Raw genomic sequence first — 17634 nt, forward strand, 5'->3', positions numbered from 1 at the left:
GATGATACCTTGAAACTATAGTTAAGTTAGAGCTTCGTTCCTTTTTAAACATTATATGATTAGTTGTTCAAATTTATGTAGTTATCTAATGCACCTAAGAAGGACAAATGAGTGCTAAATATACAGTAGATAACTCATCCATAACATATATGAACTATTGAATAGTAAAAAGACCACATTATGGTTATACTATTAAAAAAGTGAGGTGTTACAAATGGCTATAGCCCATAAAACAGTTATTTCCTTCGGACTTGTTGCTATACCAATATCCATGTATACTGCAACACAAGATAACGACATTCATTTTAACCAGCTCCATAAAGATGATAATTCTAGAATAAAATACAAAAAGACTTGCAGTCATTGTGGTGAGGAAATCACATCAAAGGATCTTATTAAAGGATATGAATACGATAAAGATCATTATGTAGTTATAACAGATGATGATTTAGAAAAAATTAAAACTGAAAAAGAGAAATCCATACAGATAATACATTTTGCACAACTCAATCAAATATCCCCAATTTATTATGATAAAACATATCAAGCTACCCCTGAAGCTGGTGGAGATAAAGCATTTGAGCTTCTTCGTGCAGCACTTATGTCCGAACAAAAAATTGCAATTGGTAAAACTGTAATGGGAACAAAAGAAACTTTACTCGCTATAATTCCACGCGAGGATGGAATATTAATATCTACAATGTATTATGAAAATGAAATTAAAGACATTGCTAAATCCTACAATAAACCAGATCTAACTGAGGCTGAACTTACCATGGCAAATGCATTAATTAATTCTATGGTTACTCCTTTTAATCCAGCTGAATATAAGGATGAATACCAGGAAAAATTGCGTGAACTACTTGAAACGAAAATATCTGGTAAAGATATTGTTGCCGCGAGGTCTGAAGCTCCAAGTAATGTCATTAATCTTATGGATGCATTAAAGGCTAGCATTGAGCAAAATAAAGTTAAAGAAACCTCAACACATAAGGCGAAACGTAAAAAGACACCAAAAGGTGCATAATGGATATCTTTGATAGCAAAAACATTAAGCCTATGCTGATTGGTGAGATGCAAGAGGCGTTCGACAGTCCTGATTATATCTACGAGTTAAAACTGGATGGCCTACGTTGCCTTGCATATCTAGATAAGAACTCTACCGATCTTCGTAATAAACGAAATATTAAGATGAAAGTAAAAGTTCCAGAGCTGTCAGAGATACACAAACAGGTCAAATGTCCTTGTATTTTAGATGGAGAGTTGATCATTATTAAGGATGGTAAACCAGACTTTTTTGAGATTCAGCGACGGTCTCTGATGTCAAATACCTTTAAAATCCAACTTGCCTCAACTAAATTACCGGCTACCTTTACCGCATTTGATATTCTCTACTATGGTGATCACGAGGTCAAGGATTTGACGCTTATGCAACGTAAAAAGCTACTTCAAAAAACCATTAAAGAAAACGAGTGCATTGCTATTTCTAGATATATTGAGAAACGTGGGGTTGATTTTTATGAGCTTGCAAAGCAAAATCAATTGGAAGGCATAGTTGCTAAGAAAAAGGATAGTAAGTATTATTTTGATAAACGTACTAAGGACTGGATTAAAATTAAAAATCTTCAGGATGATGATTTTGTAGTGTGTGGTTATATCTTTAAGGATAACGGTGTCATCAGCATTGTTTTAGGTCAATATTCAAGTAAAGAATTGGTATATAAAGGCCATGTTACTCTAGGAATATCCACAGTGGATTTTCAAATAATAAAATCCGCACCTGGATTAAGCACGCAACCTTTTAGTGATTTGCCCTCTGGAAATGAGAATGCCCTATGGATAGAACCTGACCTTGTATGCACCGTGAAATATATGATGAAAACATCAAATGGTTCCTTAAGGCAACCTGTATTCAAAGGTCTGAGAGATGATAAAGCACCTAAAGATTGTATCGCAAAATAATCCTATGAATAATATCATAGGATTATTTTTGTTACTTCCATCCGTGCATCTTCTTCGAATCTGATATATTAACATGAGCTACTTACAATATTTATATTCTATACGCAAAATCAATTCTATACACTGGCTAACAACTCATCTTTTATACTGGTAAATCTCTTTTTGAAAATATATATATACCCATACCATATAATACAATTCCCACTATTGCTAATATGACTACCGGGAAAAGTACATTTTTGCCAGCAATAATATCATTTGCATTAAATAGAGTAAATAGTGTGAAATATTTCAGATTTTCTAGCTTTCCGCCCATATTTGCCAGCATCTGTATTAGGAAGAAAGCAATTGGTATCCCTGCGCCGATTGTAAAGGAATACTTAGTATCATTACTGATACAGGAAGCAAAAAAGCATATTCCGCTTATAGCTATGTGAAGAAAATATATAACTACATTCATCAGGACAAACTTTCCAATTTCAAGCAATCCTGGATGAATAATTGCTGAAAAAATTATAATTGCAACTGTAGCATAAGTAATCAGTAGACCAATACTTACCCACAAACATAATGCCTGCGTCAATGCAATCTTTACCCTTTTATTTGGTGTGGCTAAAAGGTATGCCATAGAGCCACGATCCACATAACCTGCTATCAGCTTATTTCCAAGAATTATAGAAAATATTACTGGAAACATTATAAGTATCATACCATATAAATCCGTAGCTATAAATCCTATAAGCGTATTGCCAGTAGCAACAAAACCAAAAGCTTTCATTATTCCTGGCATTGATTTAATTACATCATCAAAGGCATTGCTACTATTAGGATTAAACATGTACACAATACTCAAAATATATATAGATAATATATAAATAAAAATTATAAGCAGCTTATTATTAGCTTTCATTTCCCGCTTAAACAACGTCAAACTAATCATTGTTTTCACCTCCATAGTAGTGCATAAATAACTCTTCAAGGGACTGTGTCTTAACATCAAGTTGGATAACTTCATACCTGTTTAGAGTACGTATTAGCGGCATTATATTACCCATAACAGACACAGTTACCTGATTCCCTTTGTTTTCTTTTACTTTAAAGCCCTCACCTGCAAAGCTTGAAGCCATTTCTTCTGTTAAAAAGGTAATAATATAGGATTTTCGTTTTGCTTGGGACAGTATTTTCATATCCTCAATGGCAACCAAATAACCCTCCTTGATAATAGCTGTTCGGTCACAAGTTCGTTCAATTTCATCAAAATTATGTGAGGACATAAATATTGTTTTACCTTTTTCTTTTTCTGATAATATAAGCTCAAGGAATTTATTTTGCATCAAGGGGTCAAGTCCACTGGTAGGTTCATCAAGAATTAAAATATCTGGATCATGCATAAAGGCGCATACAATTCCTACCTTTTGCTTCATACCCTTGGACATTTTTTTAATTCTGCCATTTGGATCTAAATTAAACATATTAATTAGCTCCTCGGCACGTTTAAAATCTTTGATACCCTTCATTTCTGCAATAAATTTAATAAACTGAATTCCACTCATATCATCCATAAAAGCAATTTCTCCAGGAAGATATCCAAGGTTTTTCTGAATTATATCACTTTGCGTGCTGCAGTTCATATCATTAATAAAACATTCACCTGCGCTTGGATGAATAAATCCCATTAGGTGTCTTATGGTGGTGGTCTTTCCTGCTCCATTAGGTCCTAAGAATCCGAATACTTCCCCTTTTATCACTGAAAGCTCTAAATCAAATACTCCTTTTTTATTACCGTAATCTTTGGTTAATTGTTTGATTTCAATAATATTCACTTTAAATATTCCTCCTTATAAGAAATTTTCTTATAAAATTCTATGATCTTTTCATATCCCGCATCAATTTGCTCCATATCTAGATTAGGGTTACAAAAACTATCCTTCCAAAACCCTTCCAAACACCAAGTAGTAATATTGATTAGTTGAAGTATGTCTAATCCATCCTTGAATTTATTCTTTTCTATTCTTCCAAGTAAATTATTAATACCATTATTGGACTCAGTGGTATTTTTTCCAATTAGGTCTGCTGCCACTTCTTCATCATCTTCATAAAAGGTCTTAAGAATAAAACGGTATGAATATTCATGTTGCTCCTCCTCTCGTTGACCGTATCTGTTAATATAATTGTAACTCTATTGACCGATTTGGAGAAGACGCATTTTCAAAAATTCTTCATGTTAATATAATGATTGAGCTTAAATTATTATAAAAGTAATTGCATATAGCAATTACTTCTAATAAATTTCATTTAAAAATGTACCTAAAACATGAAAAAAGTTGTTTGTACAGAAATTAAAATTACTATTAGCAGTTAGTTTATATTGCATAATGACATAATGTTTTTTTATTGATAAAATAGATGCATATGGCAAGGAGGCATCATAGATGGATGATTTAGATATTAAGATAATAAATATTATTAGTAATAATGCAAGAGTATCACATGAAGAAATAAGCAGAATTCTACATATCTCAAGGCAAGCAATTCATCAAAGAATAAAAAAACTAGAAGATGGTGGAGTAATAAAAGGTTATAAAAGTATTATTGATTGGGCTAAATTAGGTGAAGATACCAAAGCATATATATATGTAAGAGTAAATATGTCAAATTACAAAGAGGATATACAAGAATATATTAGTATCGATATACCTAATGTATTTATAGAAGAATGTCAAAGAATACATGGGGATTGGTGTATTGTAATTAAAGTTCGAGCAAAGTCTACATCAGATATTACAAATTTCATTGACCAATTATGGAAAGTAAAATCTACTATAGATACGGCTACTACATTTATTTTATCAACAATAATAGAAGATAATATAAAATCATAATTAAATTAAGGGGTGAGAATGGATGAAATTTAATAAAATAGTGTGTATTGATAAGGCCGGATTGGACTCTTGGGCAATTGAAGAATTAAAGAAATATTCTAAAAATCCAGTTGAGATATTTGATGATTATCCACAAGATAATGACGAAATTATATCAAGAATTAAAGATGCTGATTGTGTGCTCGTATCTTGGAATACACAGATAGATAAAGAGGTAATTGAAAAATGTAATCAGATCAAGTATATTGGAATGTGCTGTAGTCTTTACGATGAAAATTCAGCTAATGTTGATATTAAAACTGCTAGAGAGAGCAATATTGATGTTCGCGGAGTTAGAGACTATGGAGACGAGGGATTAGTTGAATTCATTATTAGTGAATTAATAAGGCTAATAAAGGGTTTAGGAGAATGCCAGTGGAAAGATGAACCTATGGAGTTAACACAAAAGAAAATTGGAATAATTGGGATGGGAACAACAGGGAGAATGTTGGCCAAAAGAGCATCTGCCTTCGGAATGAAAGTTTATTACTTCAGTAGAAATAGAAAATTTGATATTGAAAAGGAAGGAATAGAATATCTTTCACTAAATGAGTTATTGAGTACAACAGAAATTATATCTATTCATTTGCCTAAAAATACAATGATACTAGGAAAAGATGAATTCTCTTTATTTGGTAAAGGCAAAATATTAGTTAACACTTCTTTAGATGTTCCATTTGATGTGCCAGCATTCTTGGAGTGGATACAAATCGAAGGGAATTTTGCTATATACGATGAAGATGGTGTAGGAAGGTACCAACAAGAGTTTCAGAAATATCCTAATATAATTTTATCCAAAAAAGTAGCAGGTTGGACAAAAGAAGCAAGGCAAAGATTATCTAGTAAAGTCCTACAAAACATTGAAGAGTTTTTAGGGCCTCTGTAGTCTTTCAAATACAGAGAAATCAGCTAACCCATTAATTTTCCTAATGGATTAGCTAATTTCTCTGCAGCAAAAGGAGCTGGGTCGTAAACTCTACCGCATACAATAATATCTGCTTTATTCGCTCTTCTTACTTTGATATATCTAGAAAATTATAAATTCAATACATCCTTTACTGTATATAAACCAGGTTCTTTTCCATAAATAAAAGAAGCTGCTTCGCATGCCCCTTCAGCAAAGCATTCCCAATTGTGAGCATGGTGCGTAATTTCCAACCGTTCACCTTGAAGGCCAAAGAGCACAGTATGACTGCTAGAGATATCTCCTGCACGAATGGAATGATAGCCTATAGCCCCCGGGACCCTAGCACCTTCACCCTGTCTTCCATGAACTGCAATTTCCTTTAGCGATTTATCAAGAGCTTTTGCAATAACTTCACCCATTTCTTTTGAGGTTCCACTAGGCGCATCTTTTTTATTTCTATCATGCATTTCTATAATCTCAATATCAGCTGTATTACCAATGGCATTTGCTGCAATTTCTAGTAAGGAATACATAAGATTTACCACTCTTGACGTATTAGCAGCATACACTATTGGGATTTCTTTGGAAATTTCCTTTATTCTATCTAGCTGTTCTACAGAAAATCCAGTAGTTCCACAGACTACAGCTTTTTTTGATATCAATGAACTTTCAAATACCGCCATAGATGTGGTAGGATTACTATAGTCAATAATTACATCACATTCATCAATTACATTTTCAAGATCCTCTACAACCTTCGCAGAAGTAGTTTCTCCAAGGTTACACACAATCCCCAAATCTTTATTGATGTATTCTCTTCCCTTTGGTCCAATTCCATAAAGAATTTTCATATCCGCTCTTGAACTTGCTACCTTTACGATGAGTTTACCCATTTTACCTTTAGGACCAATTACGATAAGGTTCATAGTACATACCTCTCCTCTCTCTAACATAAATACTCAAAGTTAAAATTCCAACGTGGTTTTTAATATTTAATAAATTTATTTTAATACTTTTTCATAACAGCAAAACGGCTTTTCTTTCCCTAGGTAGCTCATTTCTCCAACAAGCTTATATCCACATCTTATAAATAACGCGTTCATATTTGGATTTTTTGAATAAGTATCTGTTTTTAAATATCTTAAATTGTTCTTTAAAGCTAATTCATCAGTAAATTTCATTAATTCCGTACCAATTCCATTTCTTCTGTACGCCGGAGAAACTGACATTCTATGGACAACCATAGCGACTTCATTTAATGTCCAATTTAATTCATTATACTCAACAGGCTCTACCTTATTAATACATGTAAAACCAGCTATTTTCCCTTCTCTTTCTATCACAAATAAGTGCTCTTTTTGTATATCATTTATAAAATCTTTTTCTTGAGGGTAATTTTCATCCCATTGACTGTTGTTATAAGATCGCATCTCAACAATAGTTTGCTTTATAATTCCCATAATATCTTTTAAATCTTCTAAAATCGCTTTTCTTATTATAATAATCACTCCTAATTTTTTCAACTTGCTCTATATGTTCTAGTCTATTGTTTTTATTATATTATAAACCATCTTTCTTCACCTATCTATACTTTAATTATTCTTATTTAATACTTCTAATAGTTTTTTAGAATAACTGCTATAAAGCAAATACTTAAAAGGTTGTAAGTGATTTTTTCAAATTCCAATTGTTATTTTTGTACTAAGGAATTTAAAGCTCCAGCGCTTATGCCCCTAATCATAGGATTGTAAATAATCAGAGTTTTAAAGGATTATAGATACATTTGTGGAAATTACAGTAATACTTTAATAATTAGGGAAAAGTTTATTGGCTTGTCTATTTACGACAAGCCAATTTTATATTCTTTTACCCTCAATATTGCTAACATAGCCATATATTTCAGTAGTTTTTATATATTATTGTGTTAATTGGCAACTTCGACAGTCTTACTCTTTTTCATAATTAAAGCGCCTACAATAAATCCAAGTATTGATGGTACTAACCAAGTGAATCCCTGGCTACTTAAAGGAATAAACTTAACTAAATTGTCAAGAGCAATGGTTTTAACATGAATGGCTCCTATTATATTAAGTGCTCCAAAAGAATCATACACCCCTACAATTACCGACATTAAGGCTGCACCTTTCCAAGCACCGTCGTTTGGTACAAATCTTTTGAATAAACCTAGTAGAGTTATTACTATTGATACAGGATAAGCTAGCATGAATATTGGGAAAGCATAGTTAATGATAGCTTTTACTCCGCCTGATGCCATAATTACTCCAATAACAGATACAATACCTACACACATTTTAAAGCTAATCTTGTTCTTTGTAAGTCCGCTTATAAAATCCGCAATGGTTGCTGTTATTCCAACTGATGTAGTAAGACATGCCAATATAACTGCAATAGAAAGAGCCGCTACACCGCTGTTTCCTAGAAGTCTCCTTACAAGACCAACAAGAAGAGCAGTTTGATCTACATCCTTAGGGAAATAAGAGTTACCTGTTGCACCAAGGTATAATAGACCACCGTAAACTATTAGAAGTCCAATGAAAGCAATCGCAACTGCATTAAAAGTTATTTTAGAAATGCTCTTTTGGTCTGTATATCCCTTAGCTTTAATAGCTTCGATAAATATAACAGCACATAACAATCCTGTAAGAATGTCACCGGTTTGATAAGCTGTTGTAAAGGCATTAGTGAATGGGTTTTTGATTCCTGTATCTACAGGCACTCCAATTGGTGTAGCAAATGCCATAATTACTATAAAAACAAGAATTAATAAAAGTATAGGTGTCAGTATTTTACCAACCTTATCAATAACGTTTGACTTATCATTAGCAAAATAGAAGTTTATTGCAAAATAAATTATTAGGAATATATAAACTGAATATGACGGAAGATTTGGAAATACTCCTTTCAAACCGGTTTCAAAGGCAACCCCTCCTGTTCTTGGCACACTTATGAAGGCACCTAAACCCATTACAAATAACATATAAACTTTATAGAACCATGGAGATATAGGTCTTGTTAGACCCTGGAAAGTACCTCCACAATTTCCAACTGCAATAACTGATACAACTGGTAATAAAATTCCTGTAAGTAGCAAACCTATAGTAGCAACTCCCCAGCTTGAACCCGACATATAGCCAATGAACGGTGGAAAAATCAGGTTACCTGCTCCAAAGAAAATGGCAAAAACTGCAAATCCAACAACTAAACTGTCTTTTAATGTTTTGCTCACGATAATTACTCCCCTTTACATTTTAAAAATATTTTATTTTTATAATTTCTTTTTAATAGCTTGCCCATATCCATGAATATCTTCCAGTTATTGTTACACTACTCCATCATGCTTATTAGGACTATTTGGGATTTCTAATGTCGAATAGTTTACTATGGCATTAAACAATTACAACCCTAGCTATGGTTATACTTTAGCATCACTGATCTAATCCCCCCTTTTAAAGCTTAATATATTTCATAAATATCTATTAAGCAACTTTCATGCCGAAAATCATTCTATAGTGTGTTAAAAATAAAATTCTCAGTATCATCATAAAATATTACATATCATGCCCCACTTTAAAGCTAATATTATATTAATTGCCACGGTTTTTATTCACGATTTTTTCTCTCGAAAGGCTATTAATCTAAGCGAAATTACTAGAGTAAAATTTTTTTTACTCTAGGGGTAAAAATTTTAAAATGCAAAATAAAAAGATATGGGTGAATTTCCTCCCCATATCTTTTTATTTTAGTTCATATTTTTCAATTTTATATTTTAACAATTGCTTTGAAATACCTAGTTTTCTTGCTGTCTCAGTAAATCTATTATTGCTATTTTGCAACTCGTTTATAATAATTTGTTTCTCATATTCTTCAATAGAAGACTTAAGAGGTTTTGCTGTACTATTTAGGGGAGCTTCTGAACTTCTACTAATATGCTTGCTTATTCTTTCTGGGATGTCGTCAATTGTTATTTGTGTAGTACTGACGTTGTTATATGCCGTTTCAATTGCATTTTTTAGTTCTCTAATATTACCTGGCCAGTTATATTTATAAAAGCAATCCAAAACTTCAGGATGAATATCTTTGATATTAACATTCATAGTACTATTAAATCTATTGATATAAAAATTAAGAATGCCTCCAATATCCTCCTTTCTCTCCGAAAGGTCAGGTAAATTAAGTTGAACCACTCCCAATCTATAAAATAAGTCATCTCTCAATTTTTTTTCAGAAACCATTTTTTCAGGACACTCATTTGTGGCTGATATAATCCTTATATCTAAGGGTATATTTTGGGTACCACCTATTCTTCTGATTATTTTTTCTTCAATAGCTTTTAATAATTTTACCTGCAAATAAATATCCAAAGAGTTGATTTCATCAAGAAACAATGTTCCTCCATCCGCCTGTTCAAAAATTCCTTGGATGTCATTGGAACCGGTGAAGCTCCCTTTGACGGTCCCAAATAGAATGCTCTCAAGCAAGGTTGCCGGAATGGCTCCACAATTCTGGGATATAAAGGGTTTGGTATATCTTTCACTCATATTGTGAATTGCCTGAGCTACAACTTCTTTACCAGTACCTGTCTTTCCATAGATTAGTACTGAAGAATTAGTTTTTGATATTTTGGATATCTTTTTCTTTATTTCAAGCATTTTTGGGTTTACTGTTATTAAATCGTCTATTGTATATATAGTATTATTTTTTCTGTAGATTTTATGGTTTGAGTAACTATCTAGCATTTCAATGCTCTCTTTTGTATAGAAATATTTAGAAAATTCAATAGCACCTATAACTTTATTATCCTCAGTTAAAGGATAGGTAGAATTGATTGCCTGAACGCTGTTTCCTTTTCTTGTAATTAACTCTTGATTTTTATTACATATGGGTACTCCGGTTTTAAGAACATTCATTATACTGCTTGTTTCATCAGTAAGATTAGCATAAAGTGATGTAATTTTATGTCCTATAAATTTATCTGGGCTTAATGCAAGTGCTTTAATTATTTCTAAATTCGCGGCATCATAAAAAATTACAACTCCTTTTTCATCAGTTATCAATATGTTCTCAAAATCATTCAGTTTTTTTATCTCATCAAATTTAAAATTCATAACATCACCCGCAAAATCAAATTTTAGTATCTTTTATCATTGTCATTACTTAAATATACTACTTTTTAAAGCAAAGAAAAAGATAAATTTTCTTGTACTAGCGATTCTTCTCTTCCAACCCACCATCTTCACGAAGTGCAAATCTTCCCTTTTCTATAGTCAATACAACAATTAATAATCTGAAACCCATTTTTAATCATATAACTATTAGAAAACAGAAATGATTAGTAATACAAAAGAGCTGTCCCATATTAATGAGACAACTCTTTTGTAATTTTATTTTAATAATTTTTCCTTTAGCCATGGTTTATAGTTCAGCAAGTCCTTTGAAAAGTTCCACCGCTGTTTCGATGATCTCATCTGGGAAGTAATAGTCGAAAGTATGAATGTTAGGATAATTTTCACCGTCTCCTATGTAGCACATGGCACCTTTTGTATGTTTCAAATAGTGTCCGAAGTCTTCGGAGCCACGGAATGCTTCCAACATTTCGACTACTTGAATCCCCTTTACCTTGCAAACCTCACGGATTTTGTCGGAACTTTCTTTGTGGTTTGCAGTCTCCGGAAATGCGTCATTGTAGGAAAAATTTACCTTAAGGCCGTACTTTTCCCCTTGTGCCAGAGCAAGATCTTCAAGGTTTTTCTGGAGCTTATTCAATTCCACTTCATACAGACCACGAATCGTTAAAAGCAAGTCGCCCTTACTTGCAGATACGCCGAAGGCTCTTTCGCCGATGTCTACCTGAATTACGGTGCAAAGAACCATACCTTTGTTGCTATCCAGAGAGATGAACTCGGGAATGGCATCAATAACCTTTGCAATAGCGAAAGCAGGATTTATTCCTTTCTCCGGTTCGCTGGCATGGGAAGGAGAACCTTCCATGTGTATGGTCATGCCCTTTGATGCACATTGTGCTATTCCGTCGATTACGTTGACGGACTTAAAAGCCATATTGCTCATGTTATGGTATGCGAAAATTTCTTCTATGTTATTTTCCTTGATAAAAGCCACACACTCAGCAGCACCATCTCCAGTTTCCTCCGCATGCTGGAAGAGCAAAAATATATTTTTGTCGGCACCCTTCTGGTGGATTTCTAGTGCAAACCCAGCAAGGCATGCAGCGTGGCCATCATGTCCACATTTGTGGGAGATTCCAGGAAACTGGGAAGAGTATGGAATGTCGATATTTTCCTGCATAGGAAGCGCGTCAAAATCCGCACGGAACGCTATGTTTTTTTTGTCTTCTCCTGCGCGATAAATTGCATAAAACCAAAGGCCATTGTCTACGATTTCAAGCTTTGTATGTGTTTTTAGAAAATCTATTAAATGCTTCTTTGTCCAAACTTCCTTATTCGAGAGTTCAGGATGCTGATGTAATTCATGCCGTAGCTGTTTGGTTAATTCAAGATTTTTTGTTTCCACTATATTAATCTCCTTTTTATTTGTTTATTTTTAACGACATTTCAGAAGGAAAGTCTCCCACTAGAGATGATTTAATACAATTAAGAATCTTTCCTGGTGCTAATACTATTAGCATTAATATATCTATAATACTAATATTACATAATAATTAGCAACTTTTGTGCCAAAATTATATTAAAGTAAAGAAAGCCTTGTTTCTTTACTTTAATATACAGTAAAATTATAAACTAATAAAAATGCAAAACATCCTAAGAGTAAAGTTATTTTTACTCTTAGTGTAAAAATCTCACCCCTATACCATTAGTGAATTCAGAAATCTTTTTCTCCACCCTCAGAAAGTTTCTCCCACAGCTCATCTACTTCCTTCTCTCATAGTTTAAAATAAAAATCTGTACTTGGCATTATTATTGCTTATATTATTTATAAACAATTCTCATTGAAAATTATGTTTAGAAATAATCCAAATTTTAATTTTACTTAGGAAGGGGAAATATCTATGGATATATCATTAATACTTATAAATGGAAAAATCCATACTTTGGATGGAAAAATATTTGAATCCATGGCGGTTGCTAAAGATAGGATAGTTAAACTAGGTTTAACCTCAGTTATAAAATCAATGGCTACTTCAGTAACTCATAAAATAGATTTGAAGGGAAAATCTCTATTTCCTGGATTCAATGATAGTCATCTTCATCTTCAAATCCGCGGAGCTGATAAGGATAGTGTTAATTTGTCTGACTCTAGATCATTGCAAGATATTATAGAAAAAGGAAAGCAGTTTATTATTTTCACTAATAAAAACTCAGGAGAGTGGCTTCATGGGTATGGCTGGAATCAAAACAATTTTGACGTTAAATCCTTCCCTACAAGAGATGATTTAGATAAGATATCAACAGTGCATCCAATTGTATTTTCAAGAACATGTCACCATATCGGTGTAATGAATTCTATAGCAATAAAACTCACGAACATAAATAATGATACCGCTATAAAGGGTGGATCATTTGATAAAGATAAAAACGGAATTATTAACGGAATTTTCAGGGAAGGTGCTGTAGACTTCGTCTATAATCAGATACCAAAGGCCACCATCTCTCAGATAAAAAACAATATTTCTATTGCTATGGAGGAGGCCCTTAGGTTCGGAGTTACATCATTACAAACAAGTGATTTGCACAACGGAATTAAATTCGAGGAAATGTATGAAGCTTATATGAGTCTTAAAGATCAAGGTAGACTTAAGGCACGAATAAGTCAGCAACTATTTCTGCCAGATAAAACAAAACTATTATCTTTTTTAGATAAAGGCTTTAAACCTAACGCAGGCGATAACTATTTTAGATTAGGTCCTGTTAAATTACTTACAGATGGATCGCTCGGAGCAAGAACAGCTGCACTTATTGAAGATTATAGCGATGATCCTGGTAATAAAGGGGTTCTCACCTATTTCCAAACAGAGCTTGATGAAATGGTAGATATTGCACACCAAAATGGTTTCCAAATTACCCTCCATGCCATAGGAGATGCGGCCGTAAAATCATCTGTAGAAGCAATAGAAAAAGCATTTGCACTAAAAGCCATCAATTACCGTCACAGAATAAATCACTGCCAGATTGGAAATATTGAACTATTTGAAAGAATGGCTAAATGCGGATTAGTTGCTGATATACAACCAGTCTTTGTTTCCTCTGATTGGAGTATGGTTGAAGGCCGTGTGGGAAAATCAAGAGTTCAGACAAGTTATGCTTGGAAATCGATGACGAAAGCTGGAATTCGTCTTGCAGGAGGCACTGATTCACCAGTTGAGAGTTTAAATCCTATGTATGGAATTTATGCTGCTGTAACAAGGAAAGGACTTGACGGTAATCCCAGCAGTGGTTGGTTACCTGATGAAAAATTGTCAGTGCAAGAAGCTCTAGAACTATATACAAAAGGCTCAGCCTATGCAACTTACGAAGAAAATGAAAAGGGAACTTTAACAGAGGGAAAGCTTGCTGATATGGTTGTACTGTCTGAAAATCCATTAGAAGTACCAAGAGACAATATTAAAGATATTGAGGTATTAACCACTATTGTTGGTGGAAACATAGTATATTCTAAAATATAAATATAGCTATAAATAATAGATCACTAAAAATCTTTAGTGGTCTATTATTTGCATTTGAATTCAGTTGACTTTTATTGTTTTCTATTTTGCTATATGCGGTTTTTAAACCTAGTTTTTTAATAGTTTAAAACGTTATAATTGATAAATTTTTCATCTGCAAAGGTGGCCCTATTTATAATTCCAAAATTATTAAATTGTATGTATCTATATCAGTATGCTATCTGCGAGAATATTATCGATATTAATTATCACTTGACAATTAATATCATTCGAGTTACTATAATAACATAATAAACTTTACTATTAGGAGGAATTAATTATGAAATTTGAATTACCAAAACTATCTTATGAATACAGTTCACTTGAACCTTATATAGATGCCCAAACAATGGAAATACATCACAGTAAGCATCATCAAGCTTACGTAAATAACTTAAATGCTGCTTTAGATAAGTATCCAGAGCTTTATGGTAAAGGCTTAGACTGGTTATTAAAAAATCTAGAGGAGGTTCCATTAGATATAAGAGTGGCTGTTAGAAATAATGGTGGAGGTCACCTTAATCACAGTATGTTTTGGAATGTTATGTCACCAGTTAAAGTTGAAGCCCCGAAATTAGAATTAATCAAAGCTATTGATGAAAAATTCGGAAATTTAGAAGCATTTAAAGCTGAATTTGCAAAAGCTGCAACAACTAGATTCGGAAGTGGTTGGGCCTTTCTTGTAATAAATAAAAACAAAGAACTTGAAGTTATTTCAACTGCAAATCAAGATAATCCAATTAGTGATGGATTGATACCAATCTTAGGATTAGATGTTTGGGAGCATGCATATTATTTGAAATTTCAAAACAGGCGTCCTGACTATATTTCTGAGTGGTGGAACGTAGTTAATTGGGACTATGTATCAGATCTATATCTAAATTCTATAAAGTAAAACCAAAAAGGTTTATGTTTAAAACTTTAGTAAATTTACTAAAAGTTTAAACTTTAAACAAATAAATAAGAGCCATATTGGCTCTTATTTATTTTGTAATATTTCTTCTTCTATTTTTTCCTGAAATCATGTCTACGATGAAAACTACTACAGCTATCAAAAGTAGCCAATGAATCATAAATCCACCAATACTAAATAAAAGTCCCAAGACCCAAAAACATAATACTATTCCACCTATCCAACTTAAAAAACCCATCTAAACCACAACCTTTCTTATATAGATTTAATCGTTATATGTATAATTATGATGTCCAAATTAAATTTAAATATTCGAAGAGATTATAATTACCAGTTCATAAGATACATCAGATTCGATTTTTTCACTTTTCAAAATAAGTAATCGATTTATGCATGTGGTAAAAGTCATAATCTATGCTTTATCTTTAGCTACATATCTACTCCTATTTTATCTTGATTTACTAAAATCCCAACAAAAAAAGCATCATAAGGATGCTCTTTTCTGTTTTAAATATTCTATAGCTAGTTTTTGTTTCTAGTTCCTTGATTAGCTGCTTGTACGCCAGCATTTCCATTAGCCATATATCCGTTTTTAGCATTTTTGCTATCTAAACTATTAGCAACAAGGCTTTGATCTTTTTCTTTTATGGTCATGTTTTTGGTCAGACTATTTTCACTATTAGGTATAATATTTTGATTATTTTCAGCTATTGTTTTATTTTGACTCATAAAAATCCTCTCCTTTACTAATTATTCTATATTATAATGCCTTTAACTTAATATACTTATACTAAAATAAAGCTTTTCCCAAATTTTTCATACAAGCTCTTTATAGATTCTATTAGCTTCCTTGTATTTTCTTTTCTTCTCAAGGTGTTCTATTAATTTTAGTTTTATTGGTTTACAAAGGTTATAATAATTTATGTTTTCATAATAAGGCAGTATTTTTTTTGTAACTTCTTCGTAAAATATACTTTCTTCTAAGTGAAAAATGCTTAAATAGAAAAAACGCAGTAAATTATAGTAAATTGAGTATTCATATTCTTTTATTAAATAAGTATTAAATATCTCTTTGCATTCCTCAATTCTCTTTAACTTAATACATGCTTCTACATAATTTGAAGCACATAAAAGAGGATCACCATCTGTTTCTAAAGCCTTTTTAGTCCAAACTATACTTTCCTCATACATTTCTCTACAAAAATTCAAGTAAGACAAATTGATATATAAATGGCCGAAAATTTTATTGATATTAAAATGCTCAGCTCCTGTTAATGCTGCTTTAAAATGTTTTTCTGCTTTTTCATATATCTTTAGGTCTGTATAACATATTCCTATATAGTTATGACACCAAAGTGCATTAATGTACCTTCCGCTTTTTTCATAGCTTTCTAGAGCTTTTTCTAGATAGTAGGTTCCCTTCAATTGTTCATTGTTAAAACAGTATGAAAATCCTAAATTATAATTAATCCAAGGTGTTTCTTTTAGTTTACAAGCATTAACTAATCTTTCTATACCTTTATTATGATTATCATATTTATATATAATCCTTCCGGTTATAAATAGATATAAATATTGAAGTTCCTGGCTTAACGAGGAATAAATTTTGTCTAATGCAATTATATCCTGCTTTAAGTCATTATAATTTATACATTCTACGAATGTATTATACATAAGCTGATATATTTTATACTCAATATTATAGGGGGAGGTACTTATCAAATCTTCTACATTTAGTAGCTCTTTATATATTGTTTTTGCATCTTCATGATTCAAGTTTTCTATTTGGAACATCATATTATAGAACTGTTGACGTATAAGACCAATATTACCAAACTCTTCAATTTGATGTATATTTAGTTTTTTTAAAAGTAATTCAATTATTTCGCCTCTTAATGTTTTTTTACCATTTTCAAAATAACTTAAGTGACTTATAGAACATATACCATAGGCTAAAGCACTTTGGCTAATTTCATTATGCAATCTATTATATTTAATCCAACCTGATAAAAAATCATACTCTAATTCTTTACCAAATATCTCTACTGTATCTTTCATAAATTAAGCTCCCTCATTTTTATACATATAAATTAGTGTTAACTGAACATTATATGTCAATTTCACTATTTATAGTCAATTATATATAATAGTATAGCATTAGATTAAGATATTAATAAGGTTTTTTCAATATAAATGAGTTGATATTTAAATGAAAATTCTTTAAACTTATAAT

Annotated in this window: 17 protein-coding genes; 6 read left to right on the forward strand and 11 right to left on the reverse strand. The window is 31.9% G+C overall.

What is annotated here, in order from left to right; genetic code table 11:
- Positions 1 to 214: 214 nt before the first annotated feature.
- Together KPL50_RS16460 and KPL50_RS16465 are read left to right on the forward strand one after the other, a co-directional pair.
- On the forward strand, positions 215 to 1027 hold the full coding sequence (locus tag KPL50_RS16460; RefSeq protein WP_216299637.1) for a Ku protein: 813 nt from the start codon (positions 215 to 217) through the stop codon (positions 1025 to 1027).
- A gap of 47 nt (positions 1028 to 1074) precedes the next feature.
- Positions 1075 to 1962 (forward strand): DNA ligase, encoded by an 888-nt coding sequence (locus KPL50_RS16465; protein ID WP_375372935.1) that lies wholly within the window; start codon positions 1075 to 1077, stop codon positions 1960 to 1962.
- A 142-nt stretch (positions 1963 to 2104) separates the two neighbouring features.
- On the opposite strand, the gene KPL50_RS16470 is transcribed toward KPL50_RS16465, so the two are convergent.
- The 3 genes from KPL50_RS16470 to KPL50_RS16480 are packed head-to-tail and all read right to left on the reverse strand — an operon-like array spanning position 2105 to position 4042.
- Complete coding sequence (locus tag KPL50_RS16470) at positions 2105 to 2902, reverse strand: ABC transporter permease subunit (RefSeq protein ID WP_216299639.1); 798 nt, start codon at positions 2900 to 2902, stop codon at positions 2105 to 2107.
- On the reverse strand, positions 2895 to 3785 hold the full coding sequence (locus tag KPL50_RS16475) for an ABC transporter ATP-binding protein (RefSeq protein WP_216299640.1): 891 nt from the start codon (positions 3783 to 3785) through the stop codon (positions 2895 to 2897). The genes KPL50_RS16470 and KPL50_RS16475 overlap by 8 nt, the downstream gene beginning before the upstream one ends.
- On the reverse strand, positions 3782 to 4042 hold the full coding sequence (locus tag KPL50_RS16480; protein WP_216299641.1) for a hypothetical protein: 261 nt from the start codon (positions 4040 to 4042) through the stop codon (positions 3782 to 3784). Before KPL50_RS16480 ends, KPL50_RS16475 begins: the two co-directional genes overlap by 4 nt.
- Before the next feature lie 352 nt (positions 4043 to 4394).
- Between KPL50_RS16480 and KPL50_RS16485 the strand changes: the two genes are divergently transcribed.
- Positions 4395 to 4844, forward strand: coding sequence for an Lrp/AsnC family transcriptional regulator (locus KPL50_RS16485; RefSeq protein ID WP_216299642.1), 450 nt, complete (start codon positions 4395 to 4397; stop codon positions 4842 to 4844).
- A 22-nt stretch (positions 4845 to 4866) separates the two neighbouring features.
- Positions 4867 to 5769, forward strand: a complete 903-nt coding sequence (locus KPL50_RS16490) for an NAD(P)-dependent oxidoreductase (RefSeq protein ID WP_216299643.1) — start codon at positions 4867 to 4869, stop codon at positions 5767 to 5769.
- Positions 5770 to 5918: 149 nt separating this feature from the next.
- Here the strand turns inward: KPL50_RS16490 and dapB are convergent, their stop codons facing one another.
- The 5 genes from dapB to KPL50_RS16515 all read right to left on the reverse strand — a co-directional run bounded on the left by dapB (position 5919) and on the right by KPL50_RS16515 (position 12339).
- A complete protein-coding gene (dapB, locus tag KPL50_RS16495) occupies positions 5919 to 6716 on the reverse strand; it encodes a 4-hydroxy-tetrahydrodipicolinate reductase (RefSeq protein WP_216299644.1) in 798 nt (265 codons plus the stop codon).
- Positions 6717 to 6791: 75 nt separating this feature from the next.
- Positions 6792 to 7313, reverse strand: coding sequence for a GNAT family N-acetyltransferase (locus KPL50_RS16500; protein ID WP_258881102.1), 522 nt, complete (start codon positions 7311 to 7313; stop codon positions 6792 to 6794).
- 401 nt (positions 7314 to 7714) lie between these two features.
- Positions 7715 to 9037, reverse strand: a complete 1323-nt coding sequence (gene brnQ / locus KPL50_RS16505; protein WP_216299645.1) for a branched-chain amino acid transport system II carrier protein — start codon at positions 9035 to 9037, stop codon at positions 7715 to 7717.
- Between the two features lie 508 nt (positions 9038 to 9545).
- Positions 9546 to 10916, reverse strand: a complete 1371-nt coding sequence (locus KPL50_RS16510; RefSeq protein ID WP_216299646.1) for a sigma-54-dependent Fis family transcriptional regulator — start codon at positions 10914 to 10916, stop codon at positions 9546 to 9548.
- A 307-nt stretch (positions 10917 to 11223) separates the two neighbouring features.
- Positions 11224 to 12339, reverse strand: coding sequence for a M20 family metallopeptidase (locus KPL50_RS16515; protein ID WP_216299647.1), 1116 nt, complete (start codon positions 12337 to 12339; stop codon positions 11224 to 11226).
- Between the two features lie 496 nt (positions 12340 to 12835).
- On the opposite strand from KPL50_RS16515, the gene KPL50_RS16520 reads away from it, so the two are divergent.
- Together KPL50_RS16520 and KPL50_RS16525 are read left to right on the forward strand one after the other, a co-directional pair.
- Entirely contained in the window at positions 12836 to 14449 is a 1614-nt protein-coding gene (locus KPL50_RS16520; protein WP_216299648.1) for an amidohydrolase, read from the forward strand.
- A gap of 319 nt (positions 14450 to 14768) precedes the next feature.
- Positions 14769 to 15383, forward strand: coding sequence for a superoxide dismutase (locus KPL50_RS16525; protein WP_216299649.1), 615 nt, complete (start codon positions 14769 to 14771; stop codon positions 15381 to 15383).
- A gap of 88 nt (positions 15384 to 15471) precedes the next feature.
- On the opposite strand, the gene KPL50_RS16530 is transcribed toward KPL50_RS16525, so the two are convergent.
- From KPL50_RS16530 to KPL50_RS16540, 3 genes are all read right to left on the reverse strand, one after another.
- The gene (locus KPL50_RS16530; RefSeq protein ID WP_216299650.1) at positions 15472 to 15639 is read right to left on the reverse strand and encodes a lmo0937 family membrane protein; all 168 of its coding nucleotides are present in this window, start codon (positions 15637 to 15639) and stop codon (positions 15472 to 15474) included.
- A gap of 284 nt (positions 15640 to 15923) precedes the next feature.
- The gene (locus tag KPL50_RS16535) at positions 15924 to 16130 is read right to left on the reverse strand and encodes a hypothetical protein (protein ID WP_216299651.1); all 207 of its coding nucleotides are present in this window, start codon (positions 16128 to 16130) and stop codon (positions 15924 to 15926) included.
- 87 nt (positions 16131 to 16217) lie between these two features.
- A complete protein-coding gene (locus KPL50_RS16540) occupies positions 16218 to 17459 on the reverse strand; it encodes a tetratricopeptide repeat protein (protein WP_216299652.1) in 1242 nt (413 codons plus the stop codon).
- Between the last annotated feature and the right edge of the window lie 175 nt (positions 17460 to 17634).

The sequence above is a fragment of the Clostridium sp. CF012 genome, assembly GCF_018861755.1.
Taxonomy (GTDB): domain Bacteria; phylum Bacillota; class Clostridia; order Clostridiales; family Clostridiaceae; genus Clostridium_AD.

Bases quoted from the DNA above. Each gene is read 5' to 3' on its own strand.
- KPL50_RS16460 (WP_216299637.1), top strand. From the start codon at position 215: ATGGCTATAGCCCATAAAACAGTTATTTCCTTCGGACTTGTTGCTATA.
- KPL50_RS16465 (WP_375372935.1), top strand. From the start codon at position 1,075: ATGCAAGAGGCGTTCGACAGTCCTGATTATATCTACGAGTTAAAACTG.
- KPL50_RS16470 (WP_216299639.1), bottom strand. From the start codon at position 2,902: ATGATTAGTTTGACGTTGTTTAAGCGGGAAATGAAAGCTAATAATAAG.
- KPL50_RS16485 (WP_216299642.1), top strand. From the start codon at position 4,395: ATGGATGATTTAGATATTAAGATAATAAATATTATTAGTAATAATGCA.
- KPL50_RS16490 (WP_216299643.1), top strand. From the start codon at position 4,867: ATGAAATTTAATAAAATAGTGTGTATTGATAAGGCCGGATTGGACTCT.
- dapB (WP_216299644.1), bottom strand. From the start codon at position 6,716: ATGAACCTTATCGTAATTGGTCCTAAAGGTAAAATGGGTAAACTCATC.
- KPL50_RS16510 (WP_216299646.1), bottom strand. From the start codon at position 10,916: ATGAATTTTAAATTTGATGAGATAAAAAAACTGAATGATTTTGAGAAC.
- KPL50_RS16520 (WP_216299648.1), top strand. From the start codon at position 12,836: ATGGATATATCATTAATACTTATAAATGGAAAAATCCATACTTTGGAT.
- KPL50_RS16525 (WP_216299649.1), top strand. From the start codon at position 14,769: ATGAAATTTGAATTACCAAAACTATCTTATGAATACAGTTCACTTGAA.
- KPL50_RS16530 (WP_216299650.1), bottom strand. From the start codon at position 15,639: ATGGGTTTTTTAAGTTGGATAGGTGGAATAGTATTATGTTTTTGGGTC.
- KPL50_RS16535 (WP_216299651.1), bottom strand. From the start codon at position 16,130: ATGAGTCAAAATAAAACAATAGCTGAAAATAATCAAAATATTATACCT.
- KPL50_RS16540 (WP_216299652.1), bottom strand. From the start codon at position 17,459: ATGAAAGATACAGTAGAGATATTTGGTAAAGAATTAGAGTATGATTTT.